The sequence below is a fragment of the Paraburkholderia sp. BR14312 genome (assembly GCF_040948675.1).
GTDB classification, from domain to species: domain Bacteria; phylum Pseudomonadota; class Gammaproteobacteria; order Burkholderiales; family Burkholderiaceae; genus Paraburkholderia; species Paraburkholderia nodosa_A.
Map to the genome: position 1 here is coordinate 133,098 of NZ_JBFPKI010000012.1, position 18,559 is coordinate 151,656.

Annotated in this window: 15 protein-coding genes; 12 read left to right on the plus strand and 3 right to left on the minus strand. The window is 64.4% G+C overall.

Annotated elements, in window-relative coordinates:
- The first annotated feature begins 1 nt into the window (after position 1).
- From AB3X98_RS30295 to AB3X98_RS30320, 6 genes are all read left to right on the plus strand, one after another.
- Positions 2–790: a 2-keto-4-pentenoate hydratase gene (locus AB3X98_RS30295; protein WP_368604974.1), complete on the plus strand. Its 789-nt coding sequence runs from the start codon at positions 2–4 to the stop codon at positions 788–790.
- A 13-nt stretch (positions 791–803) separates the two neighbouring features.
- The gene (locus AB3X98_RS30300) at positions 804–1,751 is read left to right on the plus strand and encodes an acetaldehyde dehydrogenase (acetylating) (protein WP_368604973.1); all 948 of its coding nucleotides are present in this window, start codon (positions 804–806) and stop codon (positions 1,749–1,751) included.
- A gap of 4 nt (positions 1,752–1,755) precedes the next feature.
- Positions 1,756–2,781: a 4-hydroxy-2-oxovalerate aldolase gene (gene dmpG / locus AB3X98_RS30305; protein ID WP_368604972.1), complete on the plus strand. Its 1,026-nt coding sequence runs from the start codon at positions 1,756–1,758 to the stop codon at positions 2,779–2,781.
- Positions 2,782–2,875: 94 nt separating this feature from the next.
- Complete coding sequence (gene mhpT, locus AB3X98_RS30310; RefSeq protein WP_368604971.1) at positions 2,876–4,123, plus strand: 3-(3-hydroxy-phenyl)propionate transporter MhpT; 1,248 nt, start codon at positions 2,876–2,878, stop codon at positions 4,121–4,123.
- Between the two features lie 65 nt (positions 4,124–4,188).
- Positions 4,189–5,058 carry an alpha/beta fold hydrolase gene (locus AB3X98_RS30315; RefSeq protein WP_368604970.1) on the plus strand — a complete coding sequence of 290 codons (870 nt, stop codon included), beginning with the start codon at positions 4,189–4,191 and terminating at the stop codon, positions 5,056–5,058.
- Positions 5,059–5,394: 336 nt separating this feature from the next.
- Positions 5,395–6,741 (plus strand): MFS transporter, encoded by a 1,347-nt coding sequence (locus tag AB3X98_RS30320; protein WP_368604969.1) that lies wholly within the window; start codon positions 5,395–5,397, stop codon positions 6,739–6,741.
- Between the two features lie 102 nt (positions 6,742–6,843).
- Here AB3X98_RS30320 and AB3X98_RS30325 read toward each other — a convergent pair whose 3' ends face one another.
- Positions 6,844–7,761 (minus strand): LysR substrate-binding domain-containing protein, encoded by a 918-nt coding sequence (locus AB3X98_RS30325; RefSeq protein ID WP_368604968.1) that lies wholly within the window; start codon positions 7,759–7,761, stop codon positions 6,844–6,846.
- A 113-nt stretch (positions 7,762–7,874) separates the two neighbouring features.
- Between AB3X98_RS30325 and AB3X98_RS30330 the strand changes: the two genes are divergently transcribed.
- On the plus strand, positions 7,875–10,925 hold the full coding sequence (locus tag AB3X98_RS30330) for an FAD-binding and (Fe-S)-binding domain-containing protein (protein WP_368604967.1): 3,051 nt from the start codon (positions 7,875–7,877) through the stop codon (positions 10,923–10,925).
- Positions 10,926–10,931: 6 nt separating this feature from the next.
- Here the strand turns inward: AB3X98_RS30330 and AB3X98_RS30335 are convergent, their stop codons facing one another.
- Positions 10,932–11,207: a hypothetical protein gene (locus tag AB3X98_RS30335; RefSeq protein WP_069261463.1), complete on the minus strand. Its 276-nt coding sequence runs from the start codon at positions 11,205–11,207 to the stop codon at positions 10,932–10,934.
- A 328-nt stretch (positions 11,208–11,535) separates the two neighbouring features.
- Between AB3X98_RS30335 and AB3X98_RS30340 the strand changes: the two genes are divergently transcribed.
- Positions 11,536–11,871, plus strand: coding sequence for a response regulator (locus AB3X98_RS30340; protein WP_069261462.1), 336 nt, complete (start codon positions 11,536–11,538; stop codon positions 11,869–11,871).
- 174 nt (positions 11,872–12,045) lie between these two features.
- On the plus strand, positions 12,046–13,782 hold the full coding sequence (locus AB3X98_RS30345) for an ATP-binding protein (protein ID WP_368604966.1): 1,737 nt from the start codon (positions 12,046–12,048) through the stop codon (positions 13,780–13,782).
- Between the two features lie 7 nt (positions 13,783–13,789).
- On the opposite strand, the gene AB3X98_RS30350 is transcribed toward AB3X98_RS30345, so the two are convergent.
- Complete coding sequence (locus tag AB3X98_RS30350) at positions 13,790–15,034, minus strand: DUF1479 domain-containing protein (RefSeq protein WP_368604965.1); 1,245 nt, start codon at positions 15,032–15,034, stop codon at positions 13,790–13,792.
- 99 nt (positions 15,035–15,133) lie between these two features.
- On the opposite strand from AB3X98_RS30350, the gene AB3X98_RS30355 reads away from it, so the two are divergent.
- From AB3X98_RS30355 to AB3X98_RS30365, 3 genes are all read left to right on the plus strand, one after another.
- Positions 15,134–16,105 carry an AraC family transcriptional regulator gene (locus AB3X98_RS30355; RefSeq protein WP_069261459.1) on the plus strand — a complete coding sequence of 324 codons (972 nt, stop codon included), beginning with the start codon at positions 15,134–15,136 and terminating at the stop codon, positions 16,103–16,105.
- 204 nt (positions 16,106–16,309) lie between these two features.
- On the plus strand, positions 16,310–17,554 hold the full coding sequence (locus AB3X98_RS30360; protein WP_342946916.1) for a branched-chain amino acid ABC transporter substrate-binding protein: 1,245 nt from the start codon (positions 16,310–16,312) through the stop codon (positions 17,552–17,554).
- 40 nt (positions 17,555–17,594) lie between these two features.
- Complete coding sequence (locus AB3X98_RS30365) at positions 17,595–18,542, plus strand: branched-chain amino acid ABC transporter permease (protein ID WP_368604964.1); 948 nt, start codon at positions 17,595–17,597, stop codon at positions 18,540–18,542.
- Positions 18,543–18,559 lie beyond the last annotated feature (17 nt).

Below are 18,559 nucleotides of genomic sequence, written 5' to 3' on the forward strand. Positions count from 1 at the left end.
CATGTCAGAACCGAAACTCGTCGCGGCGCTTGCCGCGCGCCTCTACGAAGCCGAAGCCTCGCGCAAGGTGATCGAGCCGGTGCGCGGCGAGATCGCCCTGGACGATATCGCCACCGCCTACGCTGTCCAGCAAGCCAACGTCGATCTGCGCGTGGCGACCGGCGAGCGCATCGTGGGCCGCAAGATCGGTCTCACGTCGCTTGCGGTGCAAAAGCAGCTCGGTGTCGATCAGCCTGACTTCGGCGCCCTGTTCGCGTCGATGGCTTGCGGCGACGCGCAAGCGATGCCGCTCTCGCAACTGATCCAGCCGAAGGTGGAAGCGGAAATCGCGCTCGTGCTGGAGCACGACCTCACGTTCGAAAAGCACACCTTCGTCGATATCCTGCGCGCCAGCGCCTATGCGCTCGCAGCCATCGAGGTGGTGGACAGCCGCATCCAGAACTGGGACATCCGCTTCGTCGATACGGTGGCCGACAACGCCTCGAGCGCGCGCTTCGTGGTGGGCAGCCGCCCGGTGCCGCTCTCGCAGATCGACTTGACAGGGTGCGCGATGGAACTCTCGCGCGACGGCGAAGTGCTCTCGCGCGGCAACGGCGCCGCCTGTCTCGGCAACCCGCTCAACGCCGCCGTGTGGCTCGCCGACCGCATGGTGCAGCTCGGCACGCCGCTGCGTGCGGGCGACGTGGTGCTTACGGGTGCACTCGGACCCATGGTCGCCGTGAAGGAACCCGGCACGTACACCGCGCAGATCGAAGACCTCGGCAGCGTTCGCGCGACTTTTTCCGCCTGATACAGGAATTCATATGGCTTCCGAAAAACTCAAGGTTGCGATCATCGGCTCCGGCAACATAGGCACGGATCTGATGATCAAGATCATGCGCAACAGCAAGCATCTGGAGATGGCGGCGATGGTCGGCATCGACCCGAACTCCGATGGTCTCGCGCGCGCCGCGCGGCTTGGCGTCGCGACCACGCATGAAGGTGTCGAAGGCCTTACGCGCCTGCCGGTGTTCAACGACATCGACTTCGTGTTCGATGCGACTTCCGCCGGCGCGCATGTGAAGAACGACGCGCTGCTGCGCACGCTCAAGCCGTCGATCCGCGTGATCGACCTCACGCCCGCCGCAATCGGCCCGTACTGCGTGCCGGTCGTGAACATCGACGCGCATATCGAAGCGCCCAACGTCAACATGGTGACGTGCGGCGGCCAGGCCACGATTCCGATGGTCGCGGCGGTCTCGCGCGTCGCGAAGGTCCACTACGCGGAGATCGTGGCGTCGATCAGCAGCAAGTCGGCGGGCCCCGGCACGCGGGCCAACATCGACGAATTCACCGAGACGACGTCGAAGGCGATCGAAGTGGTTGGGGGCGCGGCGAAGGGCAAGGCCATCATCGTGCTGAATCCGGCCGAGCCGCCCGTCATGATGCGCGACACGGTTTATACGCTTTCTGAGGCGGCCGACCGCGAGAAGGTCGAGCAGTCCATCGAGGAGATGGCCGCGAAGGTGCACGCCTACGTGCCGGGCTATCGCCTGAAGCAGAAGGTGCAGTTCGACGAGATTCCCGCGAACGCGCCCCTGAATATTCCGGGCCTTGGCAAGTTCAGCGGTCTGAAGACCTCGGTGTTCCTCGAAGTGGAAGGCGCCGCGCATTATCTGCCCGCATACGCAGGCAATCTAGACATCATGACTTCCGCCGCGCTCGCCACCGCCGAACGCATGGCGCAGACGCTTCTGAGCGTGGAGGGATAAGACCATGAGCAAGAAACTCTATATCTCCGACGTGACGCTGCGCGACGGCAGCCACGCCATCCGCCATCAGTACTCGATCCAGAACGTGCAGGACATCGCCCGCGCGCTGGACAAGGCGAAAGTGGACAGCATCGAAGTCGCGCACGGCGACGGCCTGCAAGGCTCCAGCTTCAACTACGGCTTCGGCGCGCACAGCGACCTGGAATGGATCGAAGCCGTGGCCGACGTCGTCACGCACGCGCAGATCGCCACGCTGCTGCTGCCCGGCATCGGCACGATTCACGACCTGAAGGCCGCGTACAACGCGGGAGCGCGCGTGGTGCGTATCGCCACGCACTGCACGGAAGCCGACATTTCGAAGCAGCACATCGAATACGCACGCGAACTGGGCATGGACACGGTGGGCTTCCTGATGATGAGCCACATGACCACGCCCGAGAACCTAGCTATCGAAGCGAAGAAGATGGAAAGCTACGGCGCGACCTGCATCTACGTGGTGGATTCGGGCGGCGCACTCACGATGAACGACGTGCGAGACCGTTTCCGCGCAGTGAAGGCCGTGCTCAAACCCGAAACGCAGACGGGCATGCACGCGCACCACAATCTCTCGCTGGGCGTGGCGAACTCGATCGTGGCGGTGGAGGAAGGCTGCGACCGCGTCGATGCCTCGCTCGCGGGCATGGGCGCAGGTGCAGGCAACGCGCCGCTCGAAGTGTTCATTGGCGCTGCGGAACGCATGGGCTGGAACCACGGCACCGACCTCTACACGCTGATGGACGCCGCCGACGACATCGTGCGCCCGCTGCAGGACCGCCCGGTTCGCGTGGACCGCGAAACGCTCGCGCTCGGTTATGCAGGCGTGTATTCGAGCTTCCTGCGCCACTCGGAAGTGGCCGCGAAGAAGTACGACCTGAAGACGGTGGATATTCTCGTCGAACTGGGCAAGCGCCGGATGGTGGGCGGCCAGGAAGACATGATCGTCGACGTGGCGCTCGATCTGAAGAAGCGCCAGCAAGCATTGCAGTCCTGATCAAGCACGCCGCGCATCGCCTTCGGGTGGTGCGCGGCGTTGCCACTTATAGCCGCCGGAAAGAGTGGCTCGCATATACCTATGGAGACTTTTTATGACGTCGCGAAACAGTAGTGCTGGAGGAAGTGGAACGAGCAGCAAGGCAACCATCGCCCTGTGTCTGGCGATTGCGCTGCTCGAAGGGTTGGACCTGCAATCGGCGGGCGTAGCAGGGCCGCGCATGGCGAAAGAGTTTCATCTCGCCGTCGCGCAAATGGGCTGGGCGTTCAGCGCGGGCGCGATCGGCCTGCTGCCGGGCGCGGCGCTGGGCGGGCGGCTTGCCGACCGCTTTGGCCGCAAGCGCGTGCTCATGTGGTCGGTGGCGCTGTTCGGGCTCTTCTCGCTCGCCACGACCATGGTGTGGAATTTCGAAAGCCTGCTCGTCGCGCGTCTGCTCACGGGTCTCGGTCTCGGTGCGGCCATGCCGAACCTGATCGCGCTGTGCTCGGAGGCAGCGGGCGAGCGGCAGCGCAGCACGGCAGTGGGCGCGATGTACTGCGGCATGCCGTTCGGCGCGGCGATTGCCGCCGTCATCGGCATGCTCGGCACGGGCGACGCAAGCTGGCGCCACGTGTTCTATGTTGGCGGTCTCGGCCCGATCGTGATGGTGCCGCTGCTTGGCCTGTTCCTGCGCGAGTCGCAGCAGTTCGTCGCCGCGCAGGCTTCGAAGGTCGTGCAGGAAGGCGCGCCGAGCGTGTCCCAAGCGCTCTGGCAAGAAGGCCGCGCGCGTACCACCATCGCGCTGTGGATCAGCTACCTCGGCACCTTGATCGTGCTGTACTTCCTGATGAACTGGCTGCCCTCGATGGTGCTCGCACGCGGCCTCACGCGCGTGCAGTCGAATCTCGTGTTGATGCTGTTCAACATCGGCGGTGGCATCGGCGCCGTTGCGATCGCAACGATCATGGATCGCTTCGGCCGCCGCGGCACGGTGATCGGCATGTACATCGGCATCGTGGTGGCGCTCACGGTGCTCGCAAGCGCGGGCGGCGCAAGCTCGACGGCCGTAGGCGGCCTGCTGTGCGGCTTCTTTATCGTGGGCGGCCAGTCGGTGCTGTACGCACTCGCGGGCCATGCGTACCCCACTGAAGTGCGCGGCACGGGTGTGGGCGCGGCAGTGGCCGTGGGGCGTCTGGGGTCGATTCTCGGGCCGCTCGTGGCGGGTCAGCTGTTTGCACTCGGCCAGAGCCCGTCGATGCTGGTGGGCTCGAGCATTCCGCTCGTCGTGATCGCGGCGCTTGGCGCGCTCAGCGTGGTGGGTGCTTTCAGGCAGCGCAGCGCGTTGGGCGCACAGGGCGCATGAATGTGAAGGGAAGAAGGCATGCGCCTTCTTCCGCATGGGTAAATACGTTTTAAAGGATGGTCATCATGACGGATACGGCACAAGCAATCACCGAAGCCTCGACGAGCAGGTTCGCGCGCGTGAAGGACGGCGAGGTCGAGTTCCAGATTCACTACAACGACGCAGGCGCTGGCGCCGAAACCGTCGTGATGCTGCACGGCTCGGGTCCGGGCGCGAGCGGCTGGGCCAACTTCAACCGCAACGTCGAACCGCTCGTCGCGGCCGGCTACCGCGTGATCCTGATGGACTGCCCGGGCTGGAGCAAGAGCGACCCGATCGTCTGCACGAGCTCGCGCTCGGACCTGAACGGCCGCGTGCTCAAGGGCCTGCTCGACGTGCTCGACATCGAGCGCGTGCATATTCTCGGCAATTCGATGGGCGGCCATAGCGCCGTTGCGTTCGCACTGGCGAACCCGCAACGCGTGGGCAAGCTCGTGCTGATGGGCGGCGGCACCGGCGGCCCGAGCAGCTTCATGCCGATGCCCACCGAAGGCATCAAGCTGCTGCAAGGTCTCTATCGCGATCCGACGATCGAGAACCTCAAGCGCATGATGAACGTGTTCGTGTACGACGCGAGCGCGCTCACCGACGAGCTGATGCAAACGCGCCTCGACAACATGCTCGCGCGCCGCGACCACCTGGAAAACTTCGCAAAGAGCCTCGCGGCCTTCCCGAAGCAGTTCAGCGACTACGGCCCGCGCCTTGGCGAAATCGCCGCGCCCACGCTCGTGATCTGGGGCCGCGACGACCGTTTCGTGCCGATGGACATCGGCTTGCGTTTGCTCGCGGGCATGCAGAACGCGCAACTGCACGTGTTCAATCGGTGCGGCCACTGGGCGCAATGGGAGCATGCGGAAGCCTTCAACCGCATGGTGATCGATTTCCTGAAGCACTAAGACACAAAAGCCCTCACGGTAACGAAGCGGCACACCTCGCGGTGTGCCGCTTTTTTATTGGCGCGCGCACATTGCGTTTCGAACCGGCTTTTGTGTGACGAAAGCGTGAGCCGATGCGCCATCAACCGTGTCATGTAAAGACAAACCCGCATTAGCGTAAAACGAACCGATTCGCCATTGACAAATTAAACCTGCCCCACCTATGATCGGCGTCACTGCCTGGAAATTCGCGAACCACGTGTCCGGGCGAGCCGCGCAAGGCGCGCAAGACGCCGCGCATCGACGGTCTACCCGGGCCCGCCCAGGTGAACCGGAGTCATGTTTGGAGACAGGCAGATGCCCCAATCGATTGCCCCGGACCGGCGGTCCGAAGCCGCGCGCGCGTACGCTACGTCCGCGCAGCATTCCTCGCAGCAAGAAGACGCGCTCTATCGCAAGGTCTCCGCGCGCGTCATTCCGTTCCTGTTCGTTTGCTACGTCGTCTCGTTCCTCGACCGCATCAACATCGGCTTCGCGCAGTTGCAGATGAAGCACGATCTCGGCTTCAGCGACGCGATGTACGGCCTCGGCGCCGCCGTGTTCTACGTGGGCTACGTGCTGTGCGAAGTGCCGAGCAACATGCTGCTTGCGCGCTTCGGCGCGCGTCGCACGTTCATGCGCATCATGCTGCTATGGGGCATTGCCTCCACCAGCATGATGTTCGTGTCGAGCCCCACGCAGTTCTATGCGCTGCGCTTTTTGCTGGGGGTATTCGAGGCGGGCTTCTTTCCCGGCATCGTGCTCTATCTCACGTACTGGTATCCGGCGCGGCGCCGCGCGGCCGTGTTCTCGATCTTCTTCGCGGGCGTGGCGGTGGCGGGCGTGCTGGGCGGCCTCATCTCGGGCTGGATCATGCGCGACATGGCCGGCGTGGCGGGCCTTGCCGGCTGGCGCTGGATGTTCCTGATCGAAGGGCTGCCGGCCGTGCTGCTCGGCCTCATGGCTGCGTTCTGGCTCGTGGACGGGCCTGAGAAGGCGCGCTGGCTGACCGATGCAGAAAAGGCCCACCTCCTCGCGCAACGCGACGGCGACGGCGATCACGCGCATTCCACGCGTTCGTTCGGGGCGGCGCTGCGCAACCCGCGCGTCTATCTGTTCGCGTTCATCTATTTCTCGCTGACCTGTGCGTCGCTCACGCTGAACTTCTGGATGCCGCTCATGATTCGCGACTTCGGGGTGCATGACGTGCTGGCGATCAGCCTCTACACCGTCATTCCGAATGCGGTGGGCGCGGTGGGCCTCATGGGGATCGCGCGCCGCTCGGACCGGCATGGCGAACGGCGCTGGCACTTCGCGGCGTGCACAGTAGGCGGCGGCATTGCCTTGGCGCTGCTCACGCTGCACCTCGCGAGCTTCGCCGCGATGATGGCGATTCTTTCGATCGCAGCGGTGCTGATCTTCGCCGCATTGCCGATCTTCTGGGCGGTACCTTCGGCGTATCTCACGGGCAAGGCCGCCGCCGCGGGCATCGCGCTCATCAGCAGTATCGGCATTACGAGCGGCATCGTGAGCCCGTGGGCAATCGGGCTCATCAAGACGCATACGGGCAGCATGGATAACGCGCTGTATCTGCTCGCGGCGTTGCTGGTAGCGAGCGGCGCGGCGCTGGTCGCGGGCGTGCCGGCGGTGAAGGCCGGTCGCTGAACTCATACACTTGCGCGTTGAAAACGTCGGCGGTGCGCCCGGCCGAGCGTCCGCCCAGCAGCATCGGCACGCGTATGCAGCGGCCCCGATGCAACCTTGACGTCACGACTGCCCGGAAAGCTCCTCCAGCAGCCATTCGCGAAACGCCACCAGCACGGGGTGGCGCTGAGCACGCTCTGGGTAGACGAGGTAATACGAGCGTGAGCTCGGCACCGCTTCGAATGGGCTGAAAAGCCGGGTTTCCTTCAATTCGTCTTCCACCAGCATGCGCGGCACAAGGCCCACGCCGATACCGGCCACGACTGCCTGGATCAAATGCGAGGTCAGTTCGAAACTCGGGCCCGGCCGCAGCGCGTCGTGAGGCAAACCGAAATGCGCGCACCATTCGCGCCATGCGTCGGGAAAGCTGCGCACGCGCAGCAGCGTGAGTCCTTCGAGGGATTCGATGGTTGGCGCGGCGGCCCTGCGCCTCGGTTTTCGCGCGAGGGGCAACGCGGCAAGGTTGCCGACCAGCACCAGCTCTTCTGCGTAGAGCCGGTGTGCCGTCACCCCAGGCCAGCGGCCGTCGCCCACCACGATGGCAGCGTCGAGGTCCTGGGTCGAAAAATCGGCGGCCTCGATGCGCGAGTCGAGGTCGATCTGCAGATCGGGGTGCGCCTGATAGAAGCGGTGCAGGCGCGGCAGCAGCCACTTGGCGCCGAATGTCGGCAGGGTCGCCACGCGCAACTGCGTTTTTGGCGCGTTCGAGGTGAGCGCCTGCAGCGTCGCGCTGCGGATCAGCGTGAGCGCGTGCGAGATCTCGGCCATATAGGCGCGGCCGATGTCCGTCGGGATGATGCGCTTGCCCTCGCGCGTGAAGAGCGCGAGATCGAGCATCGCTTCGAGCGCCTGAACCTGGCGGCTCACGGCGCTCTGCGTGAGCGACAGCTCCTCGGCGGCACGCGTGAAGCTCTCATGTCGCGCGGATGCCTCGAACGCGAGCAGCAGCGACATGGACGGCGTGAGCTTGCGGAAATTCATTCATAAACCTCATGATCAACCCAACGAATATACGTTTGCCCGGTGCCGGGCGGGGCGCGACAATCCCTGCCAGAAAGGGAATAGTGCGCCCCAGGCGAGACTTCGAGAACGATATGACAATTGCCCCGCTTCCCATCGGCGAATTCAACCATCCGCTGATCCGTCAATTTTTGCATGAATTGGAGAGGTCGGGTTTCGAAGGCGAGGTGGATGCGACTCACGCGACGCGCACGGTGCTGGCCACGGACAATTCGATCTATCAGCGCTATCCGCAAGCGGCGGTGTTTCCGCGCCACGCGGATGACGTCGCACGCCTCGCGAGCCTGCTCGGACGCGAGGCGTTTCGCGGCGTGGCGGTCGCGGCGCGCGGCGGCGGCACGGGCACGAACGGGCAGTCGCTGACCGAAGGCATCGTGGTCGATATGTCGCGCCATATGAACCGGATCCTCGACATCGATCCGGTTGCGCGCACGGCCAGAGTGGAAGCGGGTATCGTCAAGGATCAGCTCAATGCCGAACTGAAACGGCACGGACTCTTTTTCGCGCCGGAACTGTCGACGTCGAACCGCGCGACCATCGGCGGCATGATCAGCACGGACGCGAGCGGGCAGGGCAGCTGCACCTATGGGAAAACGCGCGACCACGTGCTCGCGCTGGAAACGGTCCTGGTCGGCGGTGAGCGCCTGTCGAGCGCGCCGGTCGATGAGGCCACGCTCGTGGCGCTCTGTGCGCGCAAAGACAAGGTCGGCGAAGTGTTCCGCACCGCGCGAGACATCAGCGAGCGCGAAGCTGACCTGATACGCGAGCGCTTTCCCAAGCTGAACCGCTGCCTGACGGGTTACGACCTCGCCCATTTGCGTGACGGCGAAGAGCGCTTCGACATCAATAGCGTGCTGTGCGGCTCGGAGGGCACGCTCGGCTTTATCGTCGAGGCGACGCTGAACGTGCTGCCGGTTCCGACGCACGCCGCGCTCGTCAATATCCGCTACGAGAGTTTCATGGACGCCCTGCGCGACGCACGCGCGTTGATGGCCCATCGTCCGCTCTCGATCGAAACCGTGGACTCCACGGTGCTGCGGCTGGCGCGCGAAGATAGCGTCTGGCAAAGCGTGGCCGAATTCTTCCCCGACGACGAAGGCGTCGAAGGCGGGGCGAGCGGTATCAACATGGTCGAATTCAGCGGCGACGATGTGGACGAATTGCGCGCGCGCGTGGCCGCGTTCGCCGAGCACCTGGGCGCCGACGCGAGCGTCAAGCGCCTGGGACATACGATCGCCGAGGGCGAGGCGACGATCCAGCGCGTCTATACGATGCGCAAGCGTGCGGTGGGCCTGCTGGGCAACGCCCGCGGCGCGAGCCGCCCGCAGCCCTTCGTGGAAGACACGGCCGTGCCGCCCGAAAATCTCGCCGACTATATTGCGGAGTTTCGGGCACTGCTAGACGGTTTTGATTTGCGTTACGGCATGTTCGGCCACGTCGATGCCGGCGTGCTCCATGTGCGCCCTGCACTCGACATGCGCAATCCCGACGAGGCCGCACTCGTGCGCCCCATTTCGGATGCGGTGACCGCCTTGACGATGAAGTATGGCGGCCTGCTGTGGGGCGAGCATGGCAAGGGCGTGCGCTCGGAGTACGTGCCGGAGTATTTCGGGCCTTTGTATCCTGCTCTGCAGCGTCTCAAGGCGGCATTCGATACGCACAATCAGCTCAATCCCGGCAAGATCGCCACGCCGGCGGGGGCGAGTGCGGCGCTGTTGAAGATCGACGCGACGACGCTGCGCGGCGAACTGGACCGGCGCATAGACGAGCGCGTCTGGCAGGCCAATGCCGACGCCGTTCACTGCAACGGTAACGGCGCCTGCTACAACTTCGACCCGAACGACGCCATGTGTCCGTCGTGGAAAGCCACACGCGAGCGCGTGCATTCGCCAAAGGGCCGGGCTTCGCTGATGCGTGAATGGCTGCGTCGGCAACAGGATGCCGGAGCGGATCTCACGGCTGTGCCAACCGCGGCGGCGTTGCCGGTGCGCATGATCAATAGCCTGCGCAAACGCCAGGGCGAACAAGACTTCTCGCATGAGGTGTATGACGCCATGGCGGGTTGCCTCTCGTGCAAGTCATGCGCGGGGCAGTGCCCTGTGAAAGTGAGCGTGCCCGAGTTCCGCGCCCGCTTTCTGGAGCTGTATCACACGCGCTATTTGCGGCCGCTGCGCGACTATTTGATCGGCGCGCTCGAATTCACGGTGCCGCGCGTAGCGGCGGTGCCTGGAGCGAGACCCGTCTACAACGCGGTGATGGGCGCGGGTCCCGTCAAGTCGTTGCTTGCGCGCTGTCTTGGCCTTGTCGATAGCCCGTTGTTGAGCCCGGTGTCATGGCGTGCCGCTCTGCACGGCTCGGGAGCGGAGATCGCAACGCCCGAACGCCTCTCGCAGCTCGCCGTTGCCGAGCGCCAGCGCAGCGTGATCGTGGTGCAGGACGCGTTCACGCGCTACTTTGAAACGCCGGTCGCCGCCGCGCTTCTGGAACTCGCCGCGCGGCTCGGGTTCAAGGTCTTCGTCGCGCCTTATCTGCCGAACGGCAAGCCGCTGCACGTGCAGGGGTTTCTGCCGCAGTTTCGCCGGGCAGCGCAGCGCAATGCGGCGCAACTGACCGCGCTTGCCAGATCGGGTGTGCCGCTGGTGGGCATCGATCCGGCGATGACGCTCGTGTACCGCCAGGAGTACCGCAAGGTGGAAGGCATCGAAACCGTGCCCGACGTTCAGTTGCCGCAGGAATGGCTGATCGGCGCATTGCGCACGCGTGCAACGACGCCGCGCGCGTCCGGCTCGTTCAGACTGCTGCCGCATTGCACTGAGCGCACCAACGCGAGCGCCGCTACGCTCCTATGGAAAGACGTCTTCGCGGCGGCCGGCCTCGCGCTCGCGACGCCGGCCAGCGGCTGCTGCGGCTTGTCGGGCACCTACGGCCACGAGGCGCGCAATCGCGCGACCTCGGAAACGATCTTCGAGCAATCGTGGGCGCGGCATGTCGATGCGGCATCGACGGCGACGCAGGGCGCGCAAGAACTGCTCGCGACGGGTTATTCGTGCCGCTGCCAGGTGAAGCGCTTGCGCGGGCGCCAGCTGCGCCATCCCATTCAGGCGCTTCTGGACGCCCTGCGCTGACCGGCGTCAGTAGTTCCAACGGTCGCGGTCGTGCCATTCGCGTTCGCGCCACTGCCGCTCGCGCCATTCGTGCTCACGACGTTCATGCTCGCGCCATTCGTGTTCCCGCCAACGCCGCGCGCGCCAGTCGTCGTCGCCCCGCCAGTCGGTCTGGACGGGAGCCGCCGCATAGGCCGCGCCTGGCACGCCAACGCCCACGGCCACATCCACGTGGGCCAATGCAGCGGTAGAAGCCGCCAACGCCGTTGCGCCCAGGACCAGGCCGAGAATCGTCCTCTTCATATCGCCACTCCTTCGCACGCTGCGTGCGTTTTTGATGAGCACGGCTCCGAGTCTAGGCGCCCCCCTCTGACACAGGTGCAACGGCGCTGCGAGATTGGTAACAACGAGTTAAGCACTTGCCGCATTGTCGCTGGGCAAAGCACATTGTTCAGTACAACGAGGAAATTCGCGTGATGGAGCATGCGGGACTTCGACCCTGGCGTGCGATGGCGCGGGCGTTTGTCAAAGGCGGAATCCGGGTACACTCGAAGGCGAACCGCGGTGCGGGTTCTGCCTGTGTCGCGCTCACTCTCCTGCCATTTTTTTGTGCCCGATGCCAAAACGAATCTTGCTGGTCGATGACAACCGCGACGTCGCAGATGCGCTCGCGGCGCTCGTCGAGTTCGAAGGTCATCAAGCCCGATGCGCCGCCGATGGACAAGAGGCCCTGCTCGTTGCCGGGTCGTTCCTTCCCGAGCTCGCTCTCGTGGACTGGAAGCTTCCCGACATGAGCGGCGGCGAACTGGTGGGGCAGCTTCGGCTCAACCCCGCTCTGTCACATACCCGGTACGTTCTGCTATCGGGACACGTCGACCCGGATATCACGGCCAGGGCGGCGGCAGCCGGTTTCGAAAAATGTCTGACGAAACCGGTGCGGCTCGAAGACTTGCTGGCCTGCCTGTGACGCCGCTCTGACCGACTGCCGCTTTGGCGCCGGCTACCCTTTGTGGCGGTCCAGGCTCCCCTCGGGAGCCGGAACAATAATTGCGCGCAGCGTCTGACTCGTGCGCAGCCTCGAATTTCCACGAGCCTCGCAGTTCCGATCTCCACCAGCGTCTCCTGGGAGCCGAGTCGCGTCATGAACAAGGAAGTTCCACCGCCGATCGCGCGCCCCTCGACCCGCTGGCCGGGCGAAATGGCCGAGCGCATCGCCGCATTCGACTGGAGCGACACGGCGCTCGGCCCTCGCGAAACGTGGTCGGCGAGCCTCGTCGCCGCGATCAATATGCTCCTCGCCTCGCCATCTCCGCTCGTCATGCTTTGGGGACACGAAGGCACGATGGTCTATAATGACGCCTACGCGGTTTTCGCGGGCAGCCGGCATCCGTTCCTGCTCGGCAAACCGGTCGAAACCGGCTGGCCGGAGGTGGCGGCGTTCAACCGCAATGTCGTCGATACGTGCCTCGCCGGCGGAACGCTGGCCTTCCAGGACAAGCAGCTCGTGCTGTATCGCGAGGGGCACGCCGAAGACGTCTGGATGGACCTGAGCTACAGCCCGGTTTTCGAAGATGACGAGCGGCCGGCCGGCGTCATTGCCATCGTGTTCGAAACGACCGCGAAAATCCTGGCGGAGAGGCAGCGCAAGGTGGCCGAAGACGCGCTGCTGCAACTGACCCAGACACTCGAGCAGCGCGTCGCCGAGGAAGTGGGGGCGCGCGTGGCAATGGAGGAACGGCTGCGTCAGGCGCAAAAGCTGGAAGCGATCGGCAGTCTCACGGGCGGCGTGGCGCACGACTTCAACAACGTCCTGCAGGTCATCTCCGCCAATCTGCAGCTCATCGAGCTTTCGACGCGCGGCAACGCCGCGCTCGAGCGGCGCGTGGCGGCGGTCAGCAACGCTGTGTCGCGCGGCGCGAAACTCGCCGCGCAACTGCTGGCCTTTGCACGCAGACAACCGCTCGCGCCGGCCGTTCTGAATCCCTTCCGGCTGGTCGAAGGCATCGCCGAGATGCTTCACCGTACGTTGCCGGAGACGATCGAACTCGCCATCGTGCCTGCGCAGGAAAGCTGGAATATCTGCGCCGACCGAAGCCAGCTGGAAAGTGCGCTGTTGAATCTGGTCATCAACTCGCGCGATGCGATCGACGGACCCGGACGCATCTGCGTTTGTCTCGCGAACATCGATGCGGGCAACGACGAACTGGCGCTGCGCGATGGCGTCCCGGCGGGCGAATATGTACGCCTGCAAGTCTCCGACTCGGGAAGCGGTATGCCCGACCACGTGAAAGCGCGCGTGTTCGAGCCGTTCTTCACCACGAAGGCCGAGGGCCAGGGAACGGGACTGGGCTTGAGCATGGTGCACGGATTCGTGGCGCAGAGTTCCGGCCACGTCTTCATCGAAAGCGAAGAAGGCCAGGGCACGACCGTCAACCTCTATTTCCCGCGAAGCCTGGAAGCGGAATACGACGCTTACAAGCCGACCGTTGCGAGACAGGAGCGAGGCGGCGAGACGATTCTCGTCGTCGAAGACGATGCCGACGTTCGCATTGCCGCGATCGAAATGCTGGCCCAGCTCGGCTACAAGGTGGTCTCCGCGCAAGACGGCGAAAGTGCGCTCAAGCTGATCCAGAGCGGCCAGCGCTTCGACCTGCTGTTCACGGATGTCGTGACGCCGGGCACGGTGCGAAGCAGCGAATTGGCTCGTATCGCGAGCGGGCCGCCGTATTACGCCGAAGTCCTGTTTGCCTCCGGCTATACGCGCGACGTGATTTTCCACGACGGCAAGCTCGACGAAGGTGTCGCGCTCATCAGCAAGCCCTATCGATACGACGAGCTTGCCGTTGCGGTACGCAATGCGCTGAACAAGACCGAATGACGCATGGTCAGGGCTTCAGCCCGATCTGCGCGCGTCCGAGCGGCGTCAGGTCTGCCACCGTTGCACGCCCGACGAAATCGACTTCGAAGTGATCCGTCGGGAAATCCGGCGGGCTCTTGCCTTCGAGGAAGTTCGGTAGCTGCCGCGCGAGATACGCGTCGTTCTTGGCGCAGGACGGCGCCGAAGCGATGTACATCACGTTGCTGTAGCCCTTGCCGCGGTGCGCGTCCTCCACGGCATGAATCACGTCGCTATGCCAGAACACGGTGTCGCCCGGTTGCATCAAGGGAATCGAAGAAAGCGCGTGGAAAAGCGGCGCATGATACTCCGGCTTGATCGAGAGCGCACGGCCCGGCATCGCGCCGCACAGGTCGTCGTCGGGGATGTCGTCCTGCAGGGCGCGCAGCAGGATGTAGACCATCGCGTTCGCGATGGGCACGAGTTGCAGCGTGCCGTCGCCGGGGCCCTGCTGCGTGAGCGCCGTCCAGCCCTGAAACGTACGGAACATCGAGCAAACAGCGGGTGACGGAATCTCCTCGACCGCGGTGCGCCACGCCGCATCGAACGCGTCATAGTCGCGCCAGTTTCCGGTGAACACGTGGCGGTAGACCTTGCGGAAGTTCGCTTCGATCCAGCGCTCGACTGAGCCGCCGTCGCAGTGCGCGGAAAGTCCCAGCGACCCGGAGCCGGGCGGCCGGCGGCGCAGCCGGTCTGCATAAACCGGCACGTGATCCGGGTCGAAATGCACGCGGCCTTCGCTCTCGGTACGCCACAGCCGGTTCAGGAACACGCGCGCCTGCGTGAGCTCCGGCGACTGGCGCGCCAGCACTTGCGGCTTCGACCAGTAGACGCCGTAGATCTGCGGCTTGCTCGAGGCCAACTGGCCGAAGTATTTGTCTTCGGCGCGATGCAGCAGCTTGCGGTCGAGATCGTTGCGCGCGACGTAGTCGGCAATGTCGTTGTCCCACCGCTCCACGAGCGAGCGGTCGAAGACCTTGCGGATGACGCACGCGCCGCGCGCTTTTACGTGCGCGATCTGCTCCGCGCTCACGCGGTTGCCGACGATGTCCGCGAACGCGATTTCGGGGATGACCGGCTCACCCCGGTCGCGAAGCTGGGCGATGCGATGCGCCTCTTCGTGCATGGCCGATTCGACCTCGGCGAACACGGCCTGATAGTTGGGCAGCATTTCCCGCAATTCCTGCTTGGCCTTGCGGATAGCCGCGGGCAGGTCGTCGATATGCAAAGCCATGTCGTTGTCTCCATCCTGGTGATTTCGAATGATGCGAGCGTACGCCGGCGCAGCCTTGGCCGGTGATATTATCAAGTCAATGTTTTTGTAGATTCGGCCATGAAAGCAGCGTACGAGCACGTCGACTTTGGTAGCCGCTGTTCGGTGCGGGTTTACCACCGGCGCTTGCCGCGCATTCCGTTCGAGTGGCATCACCACCCGGAATACGAACTCACGCTGACGATGAACAGCCAGGGCAAGCGCTATATCGGCGACTCGGTCACCGTTTATGGCGCCGACGATCTCGTCCTGGTCCCGCCGGACATGCCGCACACCTGGTCGTCCAATCGCTCGATCGACCCGGCGGACTCGCAGGTTGCCATCGTCATCTGGTTCGAAGGCGGCTGGGTGCAGCGCCTCGCCGACGTTTGCCCGGAATACGCGAACCTGCGCAACCTGCTGCGCCGCGCGGCCTGCGGACTGGTCTTCGAAGAAGGCGCCGGCGCGCAGATGCGCGGCTATCTGGACCGTCTTTTGTCTGCGGACCCGCGCGGGCGTCTGGCTGCCGTGCTGGAGATCCTCGTCTGGCTGACCGACGTGCCTGCCACCCAGCTGGCGACGCCCAGCGCGTTCGAAGGCCGCGTTGGCGCGTCGTCGGGCTACGAGCCCGAGCAGCTGAACCGGGTGCTTGCGCTGATCGAAACGCAGTTCGCGCAACCCTTGCGGCTGTCGACGCTCGCCAAAGCCGCGGGTCTCTCTGAACGCACGCTGACGAGGCATTTCGTGCAGCACACGGGCGAAAGCGTGGGGCAGTACATCGCGCGGGTGCGAATCGGCCATGCCTGCCGGCTGTTGACCGACACGCAGATGCCCATCTCGGTGATCGCCACCCGCTCGGGGTTTCCCAACGCCGCGAATTTCAACCGGCAGTTCAAGGCCACGAAAGCGTTGACGCCCGTGGCCTATCGACAGCAATTCAAGGGCGCAAAGCTCGACGACGATCATGCTGCGCCGGCGCTGACCGAGCGCTCGCCTTCTCTCGAGCCTGCGCGGCGGATGGCGGGCGGCAAGCCCCGGTTGCGCCGGGCCTGAAGTCCCGAACGCGCGCTTGAGCGATCGCCAACGGACCCAGGCTAACCGTAAGCCAGTCGCAATGACTCGCTATGCCGGCTCGCGTCAGCGATTTCCCTGGAGTGCTGTCATTAGCGTCTGGAATGTGGTGATATAGCGAAAAATCGCACGGTCGGACAGAAAATTCACGCTCGATAAGCAATGCCCAAACAAAGGAGACAGTCCATGAGGATGTTGCGCTCGTTGCTGGTTGGTGCGGTGGTATCGTCGGCGTTGTTAGCGGGGGCCGCGCAAGCGCAAACGGTCAAGATTGCCTTCATCGATCCGCTGTCAGGCTTGATGGCGTCGCTCGGAACGAATCAGCTGCATAGCTGGCAATACACGGCCGAATACGCCAACGAGCACAACTGGGCAAACGGCACGAAGTTCGAGGTGGTCGGATTCGACAACAAGCTCTCGCCGCAGGAGAGCCTGACCCTGCTCAACCAGGCCGCCGACCAGGGCATCCGCTATATCGTGCAGGGCAACGGCTCGTCGGTGGGCCTCGCGCTGGAGGATGCGGTCGCCAAGTACAACTCGCGCAATCCGGGCAAGGAAATCGTCTACCTGAACTACGCGGCGGTGGACCCGGCCATGACCAACGCGAAGTGCGACTATTGGCACTTCCGCTTCGACGCCAACGCCGACATGAAGATGGATGCGCTCACCACGTTCCTCGCGCGCGACAAGGACATCAAGAAGGTCTACCTCATCGATCAGGACTACTCGTTTGGCCACGACGTCTCGCGCGTGGCGCGCGAGGACCTGAAGAGCAAGCGCCCGGATATCGTGATCGTCGGCGACGATTTTCATCCGCTCGCGCGCGTGAAGGACTTCTCGCCTTACGCTACCAAGATCAAGGCGTCCGGCGCCGACACGGTGATCACGGGCAACTGGGGCAGCGACCTCGCATTGCTCGTGAAGGCGAGCAAGGACGCGGGCGTGACGGCCAACTTCTATACCTACTACGCGGGCACGACCGGCGTGCCGACCGCCATGGGCGCGTCCGGCGCCGACCACGTGAAGTACGTGGGCGTGTTCGGCCCGAACACGGCGAACAATCCGCCGGTGGTTGGGCAGATCATCGAGGGCTACAAGAAGAAGTACAACGACGACTATTACCTGGCGACGGCCTATGCCGGCATCGAAATGCTGAGCAAGGCGATCAACGCGACAAAGTCGACCGATCCCGTCAAGGTGGCCAAGGCCATGGAGGGCATGACGGTCGACGGCATGAACGGTCCGGTCGCGATGCGCGCCGCCGATCACCAGGCGCAGCAATCGCTCGTGATCGCGACATGGACCAAGGCGGACGGCAAAACGGTAAAGTACGACCAGGAGAACACCGGCTATGGCTGGCGCACCGACGTCCAGCTCGGGCCGACCGCGGCAACGCAGCCGACCACTTGCCAGATGAAGCGCCCGGGCTGAACGTGCTCTCGCTACGACACTTCACAAGGATCATCGGGCAGTGGAATTCCTGACCATCTCTCTGTTGAACGGCATCGGCTACGGGCTGCTGCTGTTCATGCTTTCCTCGGGCCTCACCTTGATCTTCAGCATGATGGGCGTGCTCAATTTCGCGCACGCCAGCTTTTACATGCTCGGGGCCTACTTCGCCTACACCATTGCCAGCAAGATCGGTTTCTGGCCGGCGCTCGTGGCGGCGCCGGTGCTCGTGGCGTGTGTCGGCGCACTCGTCGAGCGTTTCGGCTTGCGCACCGTGCACAAGTACGGGCATGTGGCGGAATTGCTGTTCACCTTCGGCCTGTCGTATCTGATCGTGGAGGGCGTCAAGCTGGTCTGGGGGCTGGCCGCGGTGCCGTACGCCATTCCGCCTGAACTGAACGGGGCGCTGTTCAAGGTGTACACGTCGGAGTTTCCGAAGTATCGCGCCTTCATGATGCTCATCTCGATCGCCATGCTCGTGGCGCTGTATCTGGTACTGACGCGCACGCGCATCGGCCTCGTCATTCAGGCGTCGCTCACGCACCCGGATATGGTCGAGGCGCTCGGGCACAACGTGCAACGCGTGTTCATGCTCGTGTTCGGCGGCGGCGCCGCGCTGGCGGGCCTCGCCGGCGTGATCGGCGGCAACGCGTTCGTCACGTCGCCTTCGATGGCCGAGTCGGTCGGCACCATCGTATTCGTGATCGCCGTGGTGGGTGGCATGGGCTCGCTGCCGGGCGCGTTCATCGCCTCGCTGCTGATCGGCATCATGCAGACCTTCGCCGTCACGATCGATGCCTCGCTCTCCGATCTGTTCTCACTCGTCGGCGTGACGGTCACGGACAGCACGACGCTCTCGTCGCTGTTGCGCATGCCGGTCTCGCAGGTCGCGCCGATTCTGCCTTATCTGCTCATGGTGCTCATGATGATCCTGCGACCGCGCGGGTTGCTCGGCAAGCGGGAGGGCTGACCGATGAAACCGCTCAT